This is a genomic window from Achromobacter aloeverae (genome assembly GCF_004121055.1).
Taxonomy (GTDB): domain Bacteria; phylum Pseudomonadota; class Gammaproteobacteria; order Burkholderiales; family Burkholderiaceae_B; genus Bordetella_C; species Bordetella_C aloeverae.
In genome coordinates this window covers 29,915-47,224 of the sequence record NZ_PYAL01000011.1, presented here as the reverse complement: position 1 = coordinate 47,224, position 17,310 = coordinate 29,915, and the positions used below count along the sequence as shown (strand labels likewise).

General features: G+C 66.5%; 14 protein-coding genes. 10 read left to right on the top strand and 4 right to left on the bottom strand.

Annotation, left to right across the window (positions count from 1 at the left end):
- Positions 1–734 (top strand): uracil-DNA glycosylase (locus tag C7R54_RS28735; protein WP_240039774.1); only part of this gene is annotated, 734 nt, incomplete at its 5' end.
- 151 nt (positions 735–885) lie between these two features.
- On the opposite strand, the gene lplT is transcribed toward C7R54_RS28735, so the two are convergent.
- A complete protein-coding gene (gene lplT, locus C7R54_RS28730; protein ID WP_129154350.1) occupies positions 886–2,217 on the bottom strand; it encodes a lysophospholipid transporter LplT in 1,332 nt (443 codons plus the stop codon).
- Positions 2,218–2,622: 405 nt separating this feature from the next.
- Between lplT and smc the strand changes: the two genes are divergently transcribed.
- From smc to C7R54_RS28705, 5 genes are all read left to right on the top strand, one after another.
- Positions 2,623–6,153, top strand: coding sequence for a chromosome segregation protein SMC (gene smc / locus C7R54_RS28725; protein ID WP_129154349.1), 3,531 nt, complete (start codon positions 2,623–2,625; stop codon positions 6,151–6,153).
- 45 nt (positions 6,154–6,198) lie between these two features.
- On the top strand, positions 6,199–7,329 hold the full coding sequence (locus tag C7R54_RS28720) for a cell division protein ZipA C-terminal FtsZ-binding domain-containing protein (RefSeq protein WP_129154348.1): 1,131 nt from the start codon (positions 6,199–6,201) through the stop codon (positions 7,327–7,329).
- Positions 7,326–9,449: an NAD-dependent DNA ligase LigA gene (gene ligA, locus C7R54_RS28715; RefSeq protein WP_129154347.1), complete on the top strand. Its 2,124-nt coding sequence runs from the start codon at positions 7,326–7,328 to the stop codon at positions 9,447–9,449. Before C7R54_RS28720 ends, ligA begins: the two co-directional genes overlap by 4 nt.
- A 492-nt stretch (positions 9,450–9,941) precedes the next feature.
- A complete protein-coding gene (locus C7R54_RS28710) occupies positions 9,942–10,370 on the top strand; it encodes a tripartite tricarboxylate transporter TctB family protein (RefSeq protein WP_129154346.1) in 429 nt (142 codons plus the stop codon).
- Entirely contained in the window at positions 10,367–11,884 is a 1,518-nt protein-coding gene (locus C7R54_RS28705; protein WP_377813877.1) for a tripartite tricarboxylate transporter permease, read from the top strand. The genes C7R54_RS28710 and C7R54_RS28705 overlap by 4 nt, the downstream gene beginning before the upstream one ends.
- Before the next feature lie 258 nt (positions 11,885–12,142).
- On the opposite strand, the gene C7R54_RS28700 is transcribed toward C7R54_RS28705, so the two are convergent.
- From C7R54_RS28700 to C7R54_RS28690, 3 genes are all read right to left on the bottom strand, one after another.
- Positions 12,143–12,919, bottom strand: a complete 777-nt coding sequence (locus C7R54_RS28700) for a peptidylprolyl isomerase (RefSeq protein ID WP_129154345.1) — start codon at positions 12,917–12,919, stop codon at positions 12,143–12,145.
- A 69-nt stretch (positions 12,920–12,988) separates the two neighbouring features.
- Positions 12,989–13,273, bottom strand: a complete 285-nt coding sequence (locus tag C7R54_RS28695) for a BolA family protein (RefSeq protein ID WP_129154344.1) — start codon at positions 13,271–13,273, stop codon at positions 12,989–12,991.
- Entirely contained in the window at positions 13,274–13,846 is a 573-nt protein-coding gene (locus C7R54_RS28690) for a septation protein A (RefSeq protein ID WP_129154343.1), read from the bottom strand.
- 241 nt (positions 13,847–14,087) lie between these two features.
- Between C7R54_RS28690 and C7R54_RS28685 the strand changes: the two genes are divergently transcribed.
- From C7R54_RS28685 to C7R54_RS28670, 4 genes are all read left to right on the top strand, one after another.
- A complete protein-coding gene (locus tag C7R54_RS28685) occupies positions 14,088–14,765 on the top strand; it encodes an energy-coupling factor ABC transporter ATP-binding protein (RefSeq protein WP_129154342.1) in 678 nt (225 codons plus the stop codon).
- Positions 14,762–15,358, top strand: coding sequence for an energy-coupling factor transporter transmembrane component T family protein (locus tag C7R54_RS28680; protein ID WP_129154341.1), 597 nt, complete (start codon positions 14,762–14,764; stop codon positions 15,356–15,358). The genes C7R54_RS28685 and C7R54_RS28680 overlap by 4 nt, the downstream gene beginning before the upstream one ends.
- Before the next feature lie 80 nt (positions 15,359–15,438).
- A complete protein-coding gene (locus tag C7R54_RS28675; RefSeq protein WP_129154340.1) occupies positions 15,439–15,993 on the top strand; it encodes a biotin transporter BioY in 555 nt (184 codons plus the stop codon).
- 133 nt (positions 15,994–16,126) lie between these two features.
- Positions 16,127–17,293 carry an ABC transporter substrate-binding protein gene (locus C7R54_RS28670; RefSeq protein ID WP_129154339.1) on the top strand — a complete coding sequence of 389 codons (1,167 nt, stop codon included), beginning with the start codon at positions 16,127–16,129 and terminating at the stop codon, positions 17,291–17,293.
- Positions 17,294–17,310 lie beyond the last annotated feature (17 nt).

Below are 17,310 nucleotides of genomic sequence, written 5' to 3'. Positions count from 1 at the left end.
CGGCCTCCGCCGGGTCGCCGGGCGCTCCCGGCACGGCCGGCGCCGCCATGCGACCGGCCGGCCCTGCCGGCGCTGCGGCCGCCGCGCGCGGCCAGGCGCCACGACCGCTGGCGGCCGCGCCCTCCAGGCAGGCCAAGGGCGAGACGGCGCCCGCGCCCATGCCCGACCTCGATACCCTGGATATCGATCAACTGCGCGAGCAGGTCAGCGGCTGCACCGCCTGCGGGCTGTGCAATGGCCGCCGCCATGCCGTTTTCGGCGACGGCGCGCTTCCCGCGCGCTGGATGGTGGTGGGCGAGGCGCCGGGAGAGCAGGAGGACCGCCAGGGCCTGCCCTTCGTCGGCCGGTCGGGGCAGTTGCTGGATGCCATGCTGGCATCCGTGGGCATGACGCGCCGGGACGATGTGTTCATCGCCAATGTCATCAAGTGCCGGCCGCCCGGCAACCGCAATCCCAAGCCAGAGGAAATCGCCGCCTGCAGTCCCTACCTGATGCGCCAGATCGCCTTGTTGAAGCCGGAGCGCATCCTGGTGCTGGGCCGTTTCGCGGCCCAGACCCTGCTGGGCACCGACGCGGCGGTAGGCAGCCTGCGTGGACGGGTCCACACCCTGCGCACCGACGAAGGGCGGGAGATCCCGGTGGTGGTGAGCTATCACCCGGCTTATCTGTTGCGTAGCCCCAGCGAGAAGGCGCGCAGCTGGAAGGACCTGCGACTGGCCGTGGCTGGCGCCTGAACGCGTCGGACCCGCCAGGCCCCGCCGGGCGGGTCCGGCGCGGCCTGGCCGGCCGGCGGCGAACGACCAATGACCCGCGATCACCGCCCACCCGCCCAATGGCCAGTGATCAATGGCCAGCGATCCCCGGCCATGGGCCGCCGATCACCGGTCAGCGATCATGGTCGCGGCCATGGCCGTGATCCAGCGCCTGGCCATGTCCTTCCTGGCCGATCTGTTCCAGCAGTTCCGGCATCTTGCGCAGGTTGCTGCGGCTCCAGCGCATGAAAATCAGCATCAGCAGGGCCACCGCGCTGCCGAAGATGAAAATCACGGTGCCGATAGGCAGCTTCAGGTACAGCAGGACGCCGTAGATCGCCACCATCAGCAGGATATTCAACTGCTCGTTGAAGTTCTGGACGGCGATGGAGTGGCCCGCCGACAGCAGCACGTGGCCGCGGTGTTGCAGCAGGGCGTTCATCGGCACGACGAAGTATCCGGCCAGGCCGCCGATCACCAGCAGCAGCGCGTACACGCTGGCGGTGGCATGGACGAAGGGCATGAACAGCACCACCACCCCCATGAGGGCGCCTATGGGCAGGACATCGAGGGCGCGGCGCAGCGGCACGCGCCCGGCCAGCACCGAGCCGATGACGGTCCCCACCGCCGCGACCAGCATCAGGATGGAGGACTGGTTCAGCTCGTAGCCAAGCTGGTGGCGGCCCCATTCCAGCACGATCAGTTGCAGCGTGGCGCCCGCGCCCCAGAACAGCGTGGTCACCGCCAGGGAAATCTGGCCCAGGCGATCCTTCCATAGGATGCGCACGTAGCCGCCGAAGGTCGAGATCAGCTTGATGGGGTTCTTCTGCTGCGGCGGATAGCGGACGTGGGTGTTCGGAATCAGCAGGTTGCACACCGCTGCCACCAGATACACGACGGCGATCACCAGGATGGCGGCTTCGGCCGGCGTGTGGGCCAGGCGGCGCACCAGGGGAACGTGCAGCAGCGCGTGGGAGATACTGGGCGAAATAAGGGCGCTGCCCAGGGCCGTGCCGAGGATGATGGAAAAGACGGTCAGCCCTTCGATCCAGCTATTGCCCTTGATCAGCATGTGCGGCGGCAGCATTTCCGTGACGATGCCGTACTTCGCGGGCGAATAGGCGGCCGCGCCGACGCCGACCAGGGCGTAGGCGGCGCTGACCAGGTAGACCTGGTGGTCGTGGCTGATACCCAGGCTGGCATAGGAGAACATCAGCAGGCAGCCGGCCACCTTCAGCGCGTTGGTCACGAACATGACCCGACCCTTGGGATAGGAGTCGGCGAACGCTCCGACGAAGGCCGCCAGCAGCACATAGGCCAGGGCGAAGGACCATTTCATGGCTGGCGTCATCCAGTCCGGACCGTGCAATTCCTCGATCAGCCTGACGGCCGCGATGAACAGGGCATTGTCCGCCAGTGACGACAGGGCCTGTGCGGCCATGACCAGGTAAAAGCCTCGTTTCAAAAGTGTCCCCGCGCGACGTCGCCGTCCAGTTGCCGGCCATTCGCCGTCTTCAAAATAGGCCGTACCAGGGGTCCCATGCTCGCGGACGAGCTCCCGGCGCCAAAAAAAAGTGTCAGCGAGTATAGCGTCCGCCGCTCCCCGGGCGGCGTATGGCGATTCTCGAAATCGCGGCACCCCCGGCTCCGGGAAGGTAATCAAGTGCTTCGGCGGGGCTGCCTTGCCGGGGCCTGGGTGGCCTCCGGCATACTGGTTCGGGGTTACACCTGGGGTATCATAGGGCCCGAATTGATTCCACGCGGCTTACGCGGCCGCGTGCTTGCATCGGCCCCCTGGGGCCGATTTGCAATCTGTGCGGCAGGTCCGTTCAACGCCTCGTTCAACCCTCCCGTCCGTCCCTGATCTATTGTGCGTCTTACCCAGTTAAAACTCGCCGGCTTCAAATCATTTGTCGATCCGACCGTGATCCCCGTGCCCAGCCAGCTGGTGGGCGTGGTCGGACCCAACGGCTGCGGCAAGTCGAACATCATCGATGCGGTCCGCTGGGTGCTGGGCGAGGCCAAGGCGTCCGAACTGCGTGGCGAGTCCATGCAGGACGTCATCTTCAACGGTTCCGGCAACCGCAAGCCGGCCGCCCGCGCATCGGTCGAAATGGTGTTCGACAACAGCGAGGGGCGGGCCGCCGGGCAGTGGAGCAGCTACGGCGAGATTGCCGTGCGGCGGGTGCTGACCCGCGACGGGACCAGCAGCTATTACGTCAATAACCAGCAGGTGCGGCGCCGCGACATCCACGACATCTTCCTGGGCACCGGCCTGGGCGCGCGCGGGTATGCCATCATCGGGCAGGGGATGATCAACCGCCTGATCGAGGCGCGGCCCGAGGAATTGCGGGTCTACCTGGAAGAGGCCGCCGGCGTGTCGCGCTACAAGGAGCGCCGCCGCGAAACCGAGAACCGCCTGTCCGATACGCGAGAGAACCTGACCCGGGTCGAGGACATCCTGCGCGAACTGGGCAGCCAGCTGGACAAGCTGGAGGCCCAGGCCGAGGTGGCGCGCCAGTACCGCGAACTCCAGGGCGACGGCGAGCAGAAGCAGCACGCGCTGTGGCTGCTCAAGGAAACCGGCGCCCGCGAGGAAAGGCAGAAGAAAAGCGCCGAGATCGAAAAGGCCCAGGCCGAGCTGGAAGGCGCCATGGCGGGGCTGCGCGCCGGCGAGGCCGCCCTGGAAGCGCGCCGCCAGGCCCATTACGAAGCCAGCGACCGCGTGCACACGGCCCAGGGCGCCTTGTACGAGGCCAATGGCCAGGTCAGCCGCCTGGAGGCCGAGATCCGTCACGTGGTGGACTCCCGCAACCGGGTCCAGGCGCGGCGCGACCAGTTGCAGGCCCAGATCGCCGAGTGGGACGCCCAGCAGACGCATTGCACCGAACAGATCGCCCAGGCCGAGGAAGACCTGGCCATGGCCGGCGAACGGGCCGCCGAGGCCCGCGCCCGCGCCGAGGATGCCCAGGCGGCGCTGCCGTCGGTCGAGGCCAGCGTGCGCGACGCCGCGGCGGCCCGCGACGAAATGCGCAGCGCCCTGGCGCGCGTGGAGCAGAACCTGGCGCTGGTGGCCCAAAGCCAGCGCGATGCCGACCGCCAGTTGCAGGCCCTGGAGCAGCGCCGCGAACGCGTGCAGCAGGAAATGCGCGAATTGCAGACGCCGGACCCGGCCCATCTTGAACAGCTGGCGGGCGACCGTGCCGCCGGCGAGGACCAGTTGGAAGAGGCCCAGGGACAACTGGCGGAGCTGGAGGCGCGCGTGCCCGTCGCCGATGCCGAGCGCAGCCAGGCCCAGGAGGCGGCGCAGCGCGAGGCGCAGACGCTGGCGCGCCTGGAGGCGCGGCTCTCGGCCCTGGTCAAGTTGCAGGACGACGTGCAAAAGCAGGGGGCGCTGGAGCCCTGGCTGGCCAAGCACGAATTGGCCAACATGGCCCGCCTGTGGCAGAAGCTGAATGTCGAGGCAGGGTGGGAAACCGCCCTGGAAGCCGTGTTGCGCGAGCGCATGGCCGCGCTGGAGCTGCGCAACCTGGATTTCGCCAAGGCCTTCGTCGACGATGCGCCGCCCGCGCGGCTGGCATTTTTCCAGGCGCCCGCGGCCGGCCCCGCGCCGGCGGCGGCCACGGGACTGGCGCCGCTGACCGCCAAGCTGCAACTGACCGATCCCGGGCTGCGCAGTCTCATGGGCGACTGGCTGCGCGACGTCTATGTGGCGGACGACCTGACCCAGGCCCTGGCGGCCCGTCCCGCCTTGCCGCCGGGCGCCGTCTACGTGGTCAAGAGCGGCCACCTGGTGGATGCCCATAGCGTGCGTTTCTACGCGCCGGATTCCGAACAGGCCGGCTTGCTGGCGCGGCAGACCGAAATCGCCAACCTGCAACGCGAGGTCAAGGCGCAGCAGTTGATCGCCGACCAGGCGCGTGCCGCCGTGGCGCGTGCCGAGGCGGCCTGGCAGCAGGTCTCGCAGTCGCTGGGCCCTGCCCGCCAGCGCGTCGCCGAGGTCACCCGCCGGGTGCATGATATCCAGCTGGAACATTCGCGCCTGCAACAGCAGGCCGAGCAATCCGGCGAGCGTGGCAAGCGTCTGCGGGAAGACCTGGCGGAAATTACCGCCCACGAGGAAGACCTGCGCGCCACCCGCGAAGACGCCGAAGTGCGCTTCGAGACCCTGGATCAGGAACTGGCCGAGCACCAGTCGCGTTTCGCCGACGCGGAGATCGACGGCGAGGCGCTGGCCGAGAAGGCCGACGCCGCGCGCACCGCGCTGCGCGACCTGGAACGGGCGGTGCACGAAGCCGAATTCGCGCAGCGAGGCATCGAGGCCCGCATCCAGGATCTCCAGCGCAACCAGCAACTGGCGGCCGACCAGAGCCGCCGCGCGACCGGCGAACTGGAGCAGTTGCAGGGCGAGCTGTTCGAGCTGGATGCCAGCGCCGCCCAGGCTGGCCTGCAGGAGGCCCTGGAGCTGAGGGCCGAACGCGAGGAAGCGCTGCAGCGCGCCCGCATCGAAATGGACGACCTGGCGTCGCAGTTGCGCGTCGCCGACGAGGAACGCGTGCGCCAGGAACAGACCCTGGAACCGCGCCGCGCCCGCATCACGGAATTGCAGTTGCAGGAGCAGGCGGCGCGCCTGGCCGAGGAGCAATTCAGCGAGCAGCTCGATGCGCACGAAGTGGACCGCGCCGCCTTGGCCGCATCGCTGGCGGAGCGTCCGGACGAATGGCGCCGCGCCAACTGGCTGCAATCCGAGGTGTCGCGCATTTCGCGCCAGATCGACAGCCTGGGCTCGGTCAACCTTGCCGCACTGGACGAGTTGAACAGCGCGCGCGAGCGCAAGGACTACCTCGACTCGCAGGAAAAGGACCTGCTGACGGCCATCGAGACGCTGGAAGACGCCATCCGCAAGATCGATCGCGAAACCCGCGAGCTGTTGCAGGAGACATTCAACACCGTCAACGGCCATTTCGGCGAATTGTTCCCGCGCCTGTTCGGGGGCGGCGAGGCCCGCCTGTCGATGACCGGCGACGAGATCCTCGACGCCGGGGTGCAGGTGATGGCGCAGCCGCCGGGCAAGCGCAACAGCACCATCCACCTGCTGTCGGGCGGCGAAAAAGCGCTGACCGCCACCGCGCTGGTGTTCGCGCTGTTCAAGCTCAACCCGGCGCCTTTCTGCCTGCTCGACGAGGTCGACGCGCCGCTGGACGACGCCAATACCGAACGCTACGCCAACCTGGTCAGCAGCATGAGCGACCAGACCCAGTTCCTCTTCATTTCGCACAACAAGATCGCCATGCAAATGGCAAAGCAGCTGGTTGGCGTTACCATGCAGGAGCAGGGTGTTTCCCGTATTGTCGCGGTCGATATCGATTCCGCGGTGCAGATGGCCACCGAGGCCGCTTGATCAAGAACCTACCGAGACGCTGCCCTCGGGGCGCGAGATAGACACATGAGTGATTTGCAGATCGGCCTGATCGTCGTGGGTGCCCTGCTGATATTGATGGTGCTGGGATTCAACTGGTGGCAGGACCGCCGGGTGCGACGCAAGATGCAGGCGCATTTCCCGACCAACGAACACGATCCGCTCCTGGGCGCCGGCGAGCAAGCGGCCGTCCGTACCGGCGGCTCCAGCAGCGGCAAGGGCGAGGAGGCGGCCTGGGATACGCCGGCGGCGACGCGGCGCGAGCCCGGACTGGGCAAGCGTGAACCTTCGGTGGGCGAAAGCGGCGTGCGCGCCGCCCCCGCGCCAGCGCCGGCCCTGGCGGGCGAGAGCGACGATGTCGAGGAGGCCGATCCCGCGACCGAGGTCGTCATCGAGGTCGCGTTCGCCGAGCCGGTGCGCGGCGCCGATCTTCAACATGGCCTGCAAGGCCTGCGCAGCGCCGGACGCAAGCCCATCCGCATCTTCGGCGTGACCGATCGCGCGCGCCACCGGTCCCGCCTGCATGCCGACGAGTCCTACAGCGCGCTGCAGATCGCCGTGCTGCTGGCCAATCGTACGGGCCCGCTGACGGCCATCGAGTGGTCGCAGGCATGGGCTCGCGTGCAGGACCTGGGCGAACGCTTCGAGGCCACCATCGAGGGACCCGACCAGCAGGCCGTGCTGGAACGCGCGGCGCGCCTGGACGATACGTGCGCGGCCCTGGATACCCAGGTTGGCCTGACGCTGTTGCTGGGCAGCGCCCAGCCCGCCGCCGAAGTGCTGGCGGTGGCGCGCGACCTGGGCTTCATGCATGATGGCCCGCGCCTGGCCTGGGTGTCCGACGAGGGGCAGCCGCGCTTCACGCTGACGCGCGGCGATGGCGCCGCGTTCGACGCCGGCATGGGCGGCGTCGAACGGCTGAACCTCTTGCTGGACGTGCCGTGCAGCCCGCCTGACGAACATGCTTTCGGCCGCATGGTGGATGTGGGGCATCAATTGGCCCAGCGCCTGCGCGCCGAGCTGGTGGACGACCAAGGCAAGCCCTTGGCCGAAGGCTCGGCCGCGGTCATCGACGAGCGTCTGCAGGTCTTGTTTTCGCAGCTGGAGCAGGCTGGCCTGCGCGCCGGCAGCGAGCGTGCGTTGCGGGTATTTGCGTGACCGCATCCGATTCCAGGACGGCGTCTTCGCCGCAGGCAAGCATCGCGCGCCTGCGCGCCGAGATCGAGTCGCACAATTTTCGTTATTACGTCCAGGACGAGCCCTCGGTTTCCGATGCCGAATACGACGCCCTGATGCGCGAGCTGATCGCCCTGGAGACGGCGCATCCGGAGCTGGTCACCGCCGAATCGCCCACCCAGCGGGTAGGGGCGGCGCCGCTGGCTGCCTTTGGCAGCGTTACGCATGCCGTGCCCATGCTGTCGCTGGGCAATGCCTTCGAGGCGGAGGACGTGCTGGAGTTCGACAAGCGCGTCACCGACACCCTGCGCAGCGCCGGCCTGCTGGGGCCGGAGGACGAGACGGACTACTTCTGCGAGCTCAAGCTCGACGGCCTGGCCATCAGCCTGCGCTATGAAAAAGGCCTGCTGGTGCAGGCCGCCACGCGCGGCGACGGGCAGACCGGCGAGGACGTCACGTCCAATATCCGTACGATCAAATCCATCCCCTTGAAGCTCAAGGGCGCCGCGCCCGACGTGCTGGAAGTGCGGGGCGAGGTCCTGATGTTCCGCGCCGACTTCGACCGCCTGAACCAGGCGCAGGGCGAACGCGGCGAAAAAATCTTCGTCAATCCGCGCAACGCCGCGGCCGGCAGCCTGCGCCAGCTCGACCCGCGCATCACCGCGCAACGGTCGCTGCGGTTTTTCGCCTATAGCTGGGGCGAAGTGCATGGCCTGCCGCGCACGCAGCATGGCGAGTACGAAGAGCCGGCGCCGGGCACGCGCCAGACCTCCACGCTGCCGCGCGATACGCATGGCGCGATGCTGGCCTGGCTGGGCGACCTGGGCCTGCCGATCAACGTCAAGCACAACCGGCTGGTGCGCGGCGCGGCGGGCCTGCTGGGCTTCTACGAGGAAGTCGGCAAGCTGCGCGCGTCGCTGCCCTATGACATCGACGGCGTGGTCTACAAGGTCGATGCCTTGCCCGCGCAAAAGGTCCTGGGCTTCGTGGCGCGCGCTCCCCGCTTTGCCCTGGCGCACAAGTTCCCGGCCGAGGAGGCCACCACCGAACTCCTCGACATCGAGGTCCAGGTGGGCCGCACGGGGGCGATCACGCCCGTGGCGCGGCTCAAGCCGGTCTTCGTCGGGGGCGTCACGGTGACCAACGCCACGCTGCACAACGAAGGCGAAATCCGCCGCAAGGACGTGCGCAAGGGCGATACCGTGATCGTGCGCCGCGCCGGCGACGTCATTCCTGAAGTCGTTGGGCCGGTGCTGGCGAAGCGGCCTCCCGAAGTGGCGGCCAGCGATATCGCCTGGACCTACCCCGTGTCGTGTCCGGTGTGCGGCTCGGCCATCGAGCGCCCCGAGGGCGAAGCCATTGCGCGCTGCACCGGCGGCCTGTTCTGCGCGGCGCAGCGCAAGCAGACCCTGCAGCACGCGGCCGGCCGCAAGGCCCTGGACATCGAGGGCCTGGGCGAGAAACTGGTCGAGCAACTGGTCGACAAGGGGCGCGTGAAGTCCCTGGCTGATATCTACAGCCTGAGCGCCGATGAACTGGCCGGGTATGACCGCATGGGCGCCAAGTCGGCGGAAAACCTGGTTGCCGCGATCGACAAGGCGCGCCAGCCCACGCTGGGCCGCTTGCTGTTCGCGCTGGGCATCCGCCATGTGGGGGAGAGCACCGCGCGCGACGTGGCTCGCCATTTCGGCGACATGGACGCCATCATGAACGCCAGCGAGGAACAGTTGCTGGCGGTGACGGACGTCGGGCCGGCCGTCGCCGCGTCCATTCATCGCTTCTTCGCCGAGCATCACAATCGCGAAATCGTGGACGCCTTGCGCAAGCACGGCGTACATCCGGTGGCGGAGGCCGCGGCGCGTGGCGGCGTGCTGGCAGGCAAGACCGTGGTGCTGACCGGCACCATGCCCACCTGGACCCGGGACGACGCCACCCGCCATATCCTGGCCGCGGGCGGCAAGGTCAGCGGTTCGGTGTCCAGGAAAACCGCCTATGTGGTGGCGGGCGAGGAGGCCGGCAGCAAGCTGGCCAAGGCGCAGGAGCTGGGCGTACCCATCCTGGACGAGGATGGCCTGAAGGCGCTGCTGGGAGTCGACGAATAGCCTGACGGCCCGCCCGCCCAGCGAGAAAGCTGTGCGCAAGTCGCCATTCAGTCAGTAAAACCCGAGCCCGGGACGGTGTATGCGCCGTCCCGGGCTTTTTTGCGCCTGATTGTTCCAGTCTCCCTGTATTTTCGCGCAGACAAATATCTAATATGCGCTGATGGGCAAAACAATTCAGTTCCAAGACAGAAATAATTCAAAGACGGGACAGATTTTATTCAGGCAAATGACATATCAGGTTCAGCTAACAGTTGGCTTTCGTTCAGGAACTTGTTGCTTTTGCACCCTAGGTGAATACGCTAACGCGGCCTCTTTCCGTAAAAACCGACAGCAAGCTGAAAGCGCTGCTGCCTAGTATCGCGTCCAGCGCCTTATGCAATGCGTTTCCCGCGCCGCGCGTAAAGCGTCCATAACAGATACCGGATTTTTTGGAGGCAGCGACCCCATGTACCCAACCTACCGCCAGGCGGCCCGCCACGGGGGCCACCCACTATGAACTTCAGCAACCGCAACTTTGTCAGGGGCCTGTTCCTGATCGTCTTCGCCCTGGTCTTCGGCGGCGCGGCGGCACGGTATCCCCTGGGTACGTTCGCTCGCTTCGGCCCGGGCCTGTTCCCCTTGCTGATCAGCGGCTGCCTGCTGCTGATCGGCCTCATCACGGTCCTGCGTGCTCGCCTCGTGGAGCCGGTGCCCTTGAACTACAGCTTCAAGAACATCGGCATCATCATGGCCAGCCTGTGCGGCTTCGTGCTGGTGTCGCACTTCCTGAACATGCTGGTCGGCATCGTCTTCCTGGTGTTCTGCTCGACGCTCGCCGGTACCTCGTACTCGTGGGTCCGCAACGTGAAGATCTCGGCCGGCCTGATCGCCGTGGCCTTCGCCTTCAAACATCTGCTCGGCTTGGCGCTCCCGATACTATGATCGAAATCTTCAACAACCTCGCGCTGGGCTTTGATCACGCCCTGACGCTCGAAAACCTGATGTATTGCGCCCTGGGGTGCACGGTGGGCACGCTGATCGGCCTGCTGCCGGGCCTCGGTCCGCTGTCGACCATCAGCCTGCTGCTGCCCATCACGTACAGCATTCCGGCCAGCGGCGCGCTGATCATGCTGGCGGGCATCTATTACGGCGCCCAGTACGGCGATAGCGTCAGCGCCATCACCATGAAGATTCCGCATGCCAGCAGTATCGTGGCCTGCATCGACGGGTACGCGATGAACCTCAAGGGCAAGACCGGGCTGGCGCTGTTCACGGCCGGCATGTCGAGCTTCATCGGCGGCACCGTGGCCATCGTGGTCCTGTCCACCATGGCGCCCGCGCTGGGCGAGGTCGGCCTGCTGTTCGGGCCGGCCGACTACTGCGCGCTGATGCTGCTGGGGTTCTTCTGCGTCAGCTTCGTCAGCAGCGGCAGCCTGCTCAACGGCCTGGCCATGGCCTTGATCGGCATCCTGCTGGGCGTGATCGGCACGGACGTCAACAGCGGCATGATGCGCTACACGATGGATCTCGTCTTCCTGCAGGATGGCGTGGGCCTGATCAGTATCGCCCTGGGCTGCTTCGGCATTGCTGAAATCGTCAAGAACCTGGACGCGAAGAACACGCTGACGCCGTTCAATGGCAAGATCAAGCTGATCCCGACGTGGGCCGAGTTCAAGCGCATCATCCCCAGCGCCTTGCGCGGCAGCCTCATCGGCTCGGTCCTGGGCATCCTGCCAGGCGGCGGCCCGACCATCGCCCAGTTCGCCGCCTACGCCGCGGACAAGCGCTTCAGCAAGCACCGCGACGAAATCGGCACCGGCGCCATCGAAGGCGTGGCCGGCCAGGCCGCCGCCGACGAAGCCGCCGCGCGCACCAGCTTCATCCCGCTCATGGCCATCGGCATTCCCGAGAACGCCGTGATGGCCCTGATGCTGGCGGCCTTCATCGTCAAGGGTATCCAGCCGGGTCCCAACATGATCGGCACCCATCCGGACCTGTTCTGGGGGTTGGTGGCGAGCATGTGGGTGGGGAACTGCTTCCTGCTGATCCTGAACGTGCCGCTGGTGCGCTACTGGCTGTCGGTCTTCAAGATCCCGTACACCGTGCTGTTCCCTTGCATCCTGTTCTTCTGCTGCATCGGCACCTTCAGCATCAACAACAGCCTGGATGACATCTTCATCACCTCGGTGTTCGGCTTCATCGGCTACCTGTTCCTGCGCCTGGGCATGGAGGCGGCGCCGCTGATGCTGGGCTTCATCCTCGGCCCCATGCTGGAAGAGAACTTCCGTCGCGCCATGCTGCTTTCCCGCGGCGATTTCAGCGCCTTCGTGACCCGACCCATCAGCGGCACGCTGTTCGCGGTCATCGGCGCCATCGTGGCTTGGCAGCTGTTCGTGTTCATGCGCAAGGGCCGCAAGAAGGACGCCGCCCTGCAAGTGCAGACGCAGAACGACTGAATGACGGTCCGCGGCGCACGGTAAACCAAGGGGAAAAAAGGCCCCCACGCCAGCGGCTTACGCCGCTGGCTGCCCCCAAAGGGGGCTTTTTTGTCTTGGGGCGGCCCGGCGACAAAAAAGGCCCCCACGCCAGCGGCTTACGCCGCTGGCTGCCCCCCGAGAGGGCTTTTGTCTTGGGGCGGCCCGGTGAAAAAAAACGCCGCAAAATATTGCGGCGTTTTTTTATTTGCCAGGCAGCCTGCCCGGCAATCGGGGGGCTTACTGGATCTTGGCCTGGTCGCGCAGCGACTTCTGGTAGTCGGCCAAGGTCTGCTGGCGCAGCATTTCTTCCAGTTGCGGACGCACCTGGTCCAGCGGCGGGAACTCGACCGGGCGGGTGTCCTCGACCTGGATGATGTGCCAGCCGTATTGGGTCTGCACCGGCTTGTCGGACACGTCACCCTTCTTCAGCGAGGTCACGGCCTGGGCGAAAGGCGGCACGTAGTTGGTGGCGGGGGCCCAGCCCAGCTCGCCACCCTTGTCGGCGCTGCCGGGGTCCTTCGAGTTCTTCTTGGCCAGGTCCTCGAACTTGGCCTTGTTGCCCTTGATCTGCGCGAGCAGGTCGTTGGCGGTCTTCTCGTCGGCGACCAGGATGTGGCGCACCTTGTATTCCAGCTTGCCGGCCTGTTCCTGCTTGACCTTGTTGTACTCGGTCTGGATCTGCTGGTCGGTGACCTTGTGCTTTTGCAGGTAGTCGGCCATCAGGGCGCGCACCAGGATGCCTTGGCGAGCCAGTTCCAGTTCGGTCTGGACATCATCCTGCTTGGCGATGCCGGCCTTCTCGGCGGCCTGGACGAAAACCTGGCGGTTGATCATCTCCTGCTTGACCTGCTCGCGCAACTGCGGCGAATCGGTGGCGCCCTGGCTGACCAGCAGCTTGACGAATTGATCCAGGCTCTTTTGCGAAATGGCCTTGCCGTTGACGGTCGCCACATTCTGGGCAAAAGCGGGAACGGCGATCGCGCAGGCCGCCGCCAACAGGATAATGCGTTTCATGTATGTCCTTTAGCCTTCTGACGGTGAGTTCAGGGAGATGAGTTCAGGGAAATGAATCCGGGAATGAATTCAGGCGCTCTTGGTATCCAGCGCCAGCGCATGGATGGGATAGGGTATTAAATCTTGCAGCCGATCATACACCAGCCGATGCCGCGCAACTGGGGATAGTCCGTGGAAACGTGCGGTGACAATACGTACCGTAAGATGCGAAGCGCCGCCATGCGCACCGGCATGGCCCGCGTGCAAATGCGAGTCGTCGATTATGTCGAGCGTGACGGGATCGAGTTCCTGCAGGCGTTCTCGAATAATATTCGCCAACGCATCGAAATTTGTGGTGACTATATTCTCAGTCATTCAGTTTTTCTCCGGCGGCGCATCCTTGCCGGCTTCCGGTGCTTGAATATAACGGCCCAGCCAAAGCGACTGCACCACCACGAAGGCCAGCATCAGCACGGTCAGCCCGAAGGCCTTGAACGAAACCCACTGGGCTTCCGTGAAGTGGCCCGAAAATGCCACATACAGATTAAGCGCGCCGGCCAGCAGGAAGAAAATGCCCCAGGCCAGGTTGAGGCGGTCCCAGATGGGCGCGGGCAACTGGATCTGCTTGCCCAGCATGCGCTGGACGAGGTTGCGTCCGAAAATAAAACGTCCCGCCAGCAGCGTGATGCCGAAGAGCCAGTAAAGCACCGTCGGCTTCCATTTGATGAAGGCGTCGTTGTGCAGGATCAGGGTGGCGCCGCCGAAAACGACGATGACCACCAGGTTGACCCAATGCATGCCTTCGATGCGGTGCCCGCGCATGCGCAGCCAGATGATCTGGCCGATCGACGCGGCGATCGAGACGCCCGTGGCCACATAAATGCCTGCGAAATAATAGGCAATGAAAAACAGCAGCAGCGGGAAGAGATCGAACAGGAATTTTTTCATGGGGCCGGACCCGGCGTTAGGCAAAAAAAGGAATTCAACGAGCGCGCCGGCACGGAGCCTCTGTGTCCCCGTTTCGGGCCGGTGCGTTCCGGCCGCGAGTGTAGCGCGCCGTCATCGCGGGGAGGGCGGACGACGGTCGTACGGACTCTTGGACGCCGGCATCGCCGAAAAGGTTCGCGGAACGTTCCGCGGAGAGGGGCTTGCAAAGGAGTTTGTAAAGGTTCGTGCATAATCGCGCCCCATGTTAATCGAGTTTGAACACACCGTCGTCAAGAACGCCAGGGCCACGATCCTGCATGCGCTGGACCTGGCCTTGTCGGAATCGCGCATCGGCGTGGTCGGGCCCAACGGGGCAGGCAAGAGCACTTTCGCGCGCCTGCTCAACGGCCTGGTCCTGCCCAGCGAGGGACGGGTGCGCGTGGACGGCGTCGATACGCGGGAAGACGTGCGGGCGGTGCGCCGCCGCGTCGGCTTCGTGTTCCAGAACCCGGAAAACCAGATCGTCTTTCCCATCGTCAGCGAGGACATGGCCTTTGGCCTGAAACAGCGCGTGCCGGACAAGAGCGAGCGGCGTGCCCGCATCGCGGCGCAGCTCGACGCCCTGGGCATCGGCCACCTGGCCGACCGCGCCAGCCATCTGCTGTCGGGCGGGGAGCGGCAGCTGGCCGCCCTGGCCGCGGTGCTGGTGACCCATCCGGACCTGGTGGTGTTCGACGAGCCGACCACGCAGCTCGACCTGCGCAATCGCAACCGCGTGCGCGACGCCATCGCGTCGCTGGACCGGCAGGCGGTGGTGGTCAGCCATGACCTTGACCTGCTGGCGGATTTCGATCGCGTGCTGGTCGTGGTCGACGGGCGCATCGCGGTCGATGATGCGCCGGCGGCGGCGCTGCGCTGGTATCGGGAGCACTGCGGATGATGGAGCCGCTGTACCAGGACGGGCAGGGGCTCCTGCACCGCCTGCCGGCCTGGCTCAAGCTGGGCGGGCTGGTGACAGCCGGCTCCGCGTTGTTCCTGGTGCATCGGCTCGATGCGCTGGCCGTGGCTTTCGCGGCCGCCGCGCTACTGCTGGCGTCGACCGGCGTGCGGCCGGCGACCCTGTGGCGGCATGTGCGCGGGATGCTGCTGATCCTGGTGGTGCTGGCTGCCTTTACATGTTATTTCAACGGCTACGCGGCGGCGGCCGAGATGGTGACGCGCGTGGCCACCCTGGTCGCCTTGGCGCTGGCCGTTACGATGAGCACCCGCACGGCCGCGCTGATCGAAGTCTGCGAGCAGGTCCTGCGGCCGCTGGAGCGGCTGGGCCTGGTCGACGCCAGCCGCGCCGCGCTGGCGTTGGCGCTGACCTTGCGCTTCGTGCCGGAGATCTGGCGCAACTACCAGGAAATCCGCGAGGCCCAGGCCGCCCGCGGCCTGGGCAGCCATCCGCTGGCGGTGGTCGTGCCCTTGCTGGTGCGCACGCTCAAGCGCGCGGAGGAAGTGGCTGACGCGATCGATGCGCGCGATGGCTAGGCGCGTGGCCCGCGGGGGATGCCGGACAGGATGCCTGGCGGGGTTCTTATCTCTTTCTATCAAGGCAGTGGGAGTTTCTTATGCGCACCCGTAATACCGTGTCCGTCGCCCTGTTCGCGGCCCTGCTCGTCGTATTGAGCCTGGTGCCGCCCATCCCGATGCCGGGCGTGCCGGTCCCGGTGACCTTGCAGCTGCTGGGCGTGATACTGGCCGGCTGCCTGCTGGGGCCCGTGCGCGGTGCGTTGGCCGTGCTGCTCTATCTGGTGCTGGCGGCCATCGGCCTGCCCGTGCTGCCGGGCGGGCGCGGCGGCCTGGGCGTGTTCTCCGGCCCGACCGGCGGCTTCCTGGTCGGGATGCTGGTGGGGGCGGCCGCTTGCGGCGCCCTGGCGCGCCTGACGGCGCCGCGCGGCGACAATCCGTTCGTCGCCGTGGTCGGCAACTTCCTGGCGGCCCTGGCCTGCGTGGTCGTGGTCTATGCCATCGGCACCCCCTGGCTGGCCGCGGTGGCGGGCATCGACAACGGCAAGGCGATGCTGGGCATGCTGCCGTTCATACCGGTCGACGTCGCCAAGGCGGGCGTCGGCGCGCTGGTGGCCTATCGCGTCCAGCGCGTCTGGCCCATGGACGGACGCTGAGTCCGCGCCCGGCCCACCCCTTATCCTCCGTCCTTATCCCTATAATGCGTTCTTTTCCCAGGCATCGCATTGCACTAAAAGGCGACCGGCCCATGGGGCCGAGCCGTATCCCGTTCAGCGGAGACAACAACAGATGATCCGTATCAAACACGTGCGCCAGGCCACGCTGGCCGCGCTAGTCATGGTCTTGCCGTGGGCGGCGCAGGCCCAGGTCAAGGTGGGCGTCACGGTGTCCAGCACCGGTCCGGCGGCCTCGCTGGGCATTCCGGAACGCAATACCGTGGACCTGCTGCCCAAGGAAGTGGCGGGGCAGAAGATAGAGTGGATCGTCCTGGACGATGCCACCGACCTGACGCAGGCGGTCAAGAACATGCGCAAGCTGGTGAGCGAGGACAAGGCCGACGTCGTCATCGGCAGCTCCGCCACTCCCGGCTCGTTGGCCATGGTCGACGTCGCCGCCGAAACCGGCACGCCCATGATCAGCGTGGCGGCCAGCGTGAAGATCGTCGATCCGGTCGACGACAAGCGCAAATGGGCCTTCAAGACCCCCCAGAACGACGCCCTGATGGCCGGCGCGCTGGTCGACGCCATGGTCAAGTCCAAGGTCAAGACCCTGGGTTTCATCGGCTTTGCCGACGCCTACGGCGAAAGCTGGCTGGACGAGACGAAAAAGGCGGCCGAGGCCAAGGGCATCAAGGTGGTCGGCGCCGAAAAGTACGGCCGCACGGATACCAGCGTCACCGGCCAGGTCCTCAAGCTGATGGGCGCGCGCCCGGACGCCATCCTGATCGCCGGTTCCGGCACGCCCGCGGCCCTGCCGCAGAAAGAGCTGCGCGCCCGCAACTACGGCGGCATCATCTACCAGACCCACGGCGTGGCCAACGGCGATTTCCTGCGCGTGTGCGGCAAGGACTGCGAGGGCATGATCCTGCCGGCCGGCCCGCTGCTGGTGGCCGCGCAATTGCCCGACGACAATCCCGTCAAGAAGTCGGCCCTGGCCTATATCGATGCCTATGAGAAGGTCCACGGCGCGGGCTCGGTCAGCACGTTCGGCGGACATATGTGGGATGCCGGCCAATTGGTCGTGGCCGCGGTTCCGGTCGCGCTCAAGACCGGCGCGCAGCCGGGCACGCCGGCTTTCCGCAAGGCCTTGCGCGACGCGCTGGAAAACGTCAAGGAACTGGCGGTGTCGCAAGGCGTCTTCAACATGAGTCCCACGGACCATGCCGGTTTCGACCAGCGCGCCCGGGTCATGGTGAAGGTGCAGGGCGGCAAGTGGGTGTACCAGCCCGGGCTTTGATACCGATCTCCCCGCGT

Excerpts from the sequence above, each read along its gene's own strand:
- C7R54_RS28680 (WP_129154341.1), top strand. The coding sequence starts at position 14,762 with ATGATGGAGCCGCTGTACCAGGACGGGCAGGGGCTCCTGCACCGCCTG.
- C7R54_RS28685 (WP_129154342.1), top strand. The coding sequence starts at position 14,088 with ATGTTAATCGAGTTTGAACACACCGTCGTCAAGAACGCCAGGGCCACG.
- C7R54_RS28700 (WP_129154345.1), bottom strand. The coding sequence starts at position 12,919 with ATGAAACGCATTATCCTGTTGGCGGCGGCCTGCGCGATCGCCGTTCCC.
- C7R54_RS28710 (WP_129154346.1), top strand. The coding sequence starts at position 9,942 with ATGAACTTCAGCAACCGCAACTTTGTCAGGGGCCTGTTCCTGATCGTC.
- C7R54_RS28670 (WP_129154339.1), top strand. The coding sequence starts at position 16,127 with ATGATCCGTATCAAACACGTGCGCCAGGCCACGCTGGCCGCGCTAGTC.
- C7R54_RS28720 (WP_129154348.1), top strand. The coding sequence starts at position 6,199 with ATGAGTGATTTGCAGATCGGCCTGATCGTCGTGGGTGCCCTGCTGATA.
- C7R54_RS28675 (WP_129154340.1), top strand. The coding sequence starts at position 15,439 with ATGCGCACCCGTAATACCGTGTCCGTCGCCCTGTTCGCGGCCCTGCTC.
- C7R54_RS28705 (WP_377813877.1), top strand. The coding sequence starts at position 10,367 with ATGATCGAAATCTTCAACAACCTCGCGCTGGGCTTTGATCACGCCCTG.
- C7R54_RS28690 (WP_129154343.1), bottom strand. The coding sequence starts at position 13,846 with ATGAAAAAATTCCTGTTCGATCTCTTCCCGCTGCTGCTGTTTTTCATT.
- C7R54_RS28695 (WP_129154344.1), bottom strand. The coding sequence starts at position 13,273 with ATGACTGAGAATATAGTCACCACAAATTTCGATGCGTTGGCGAATATT.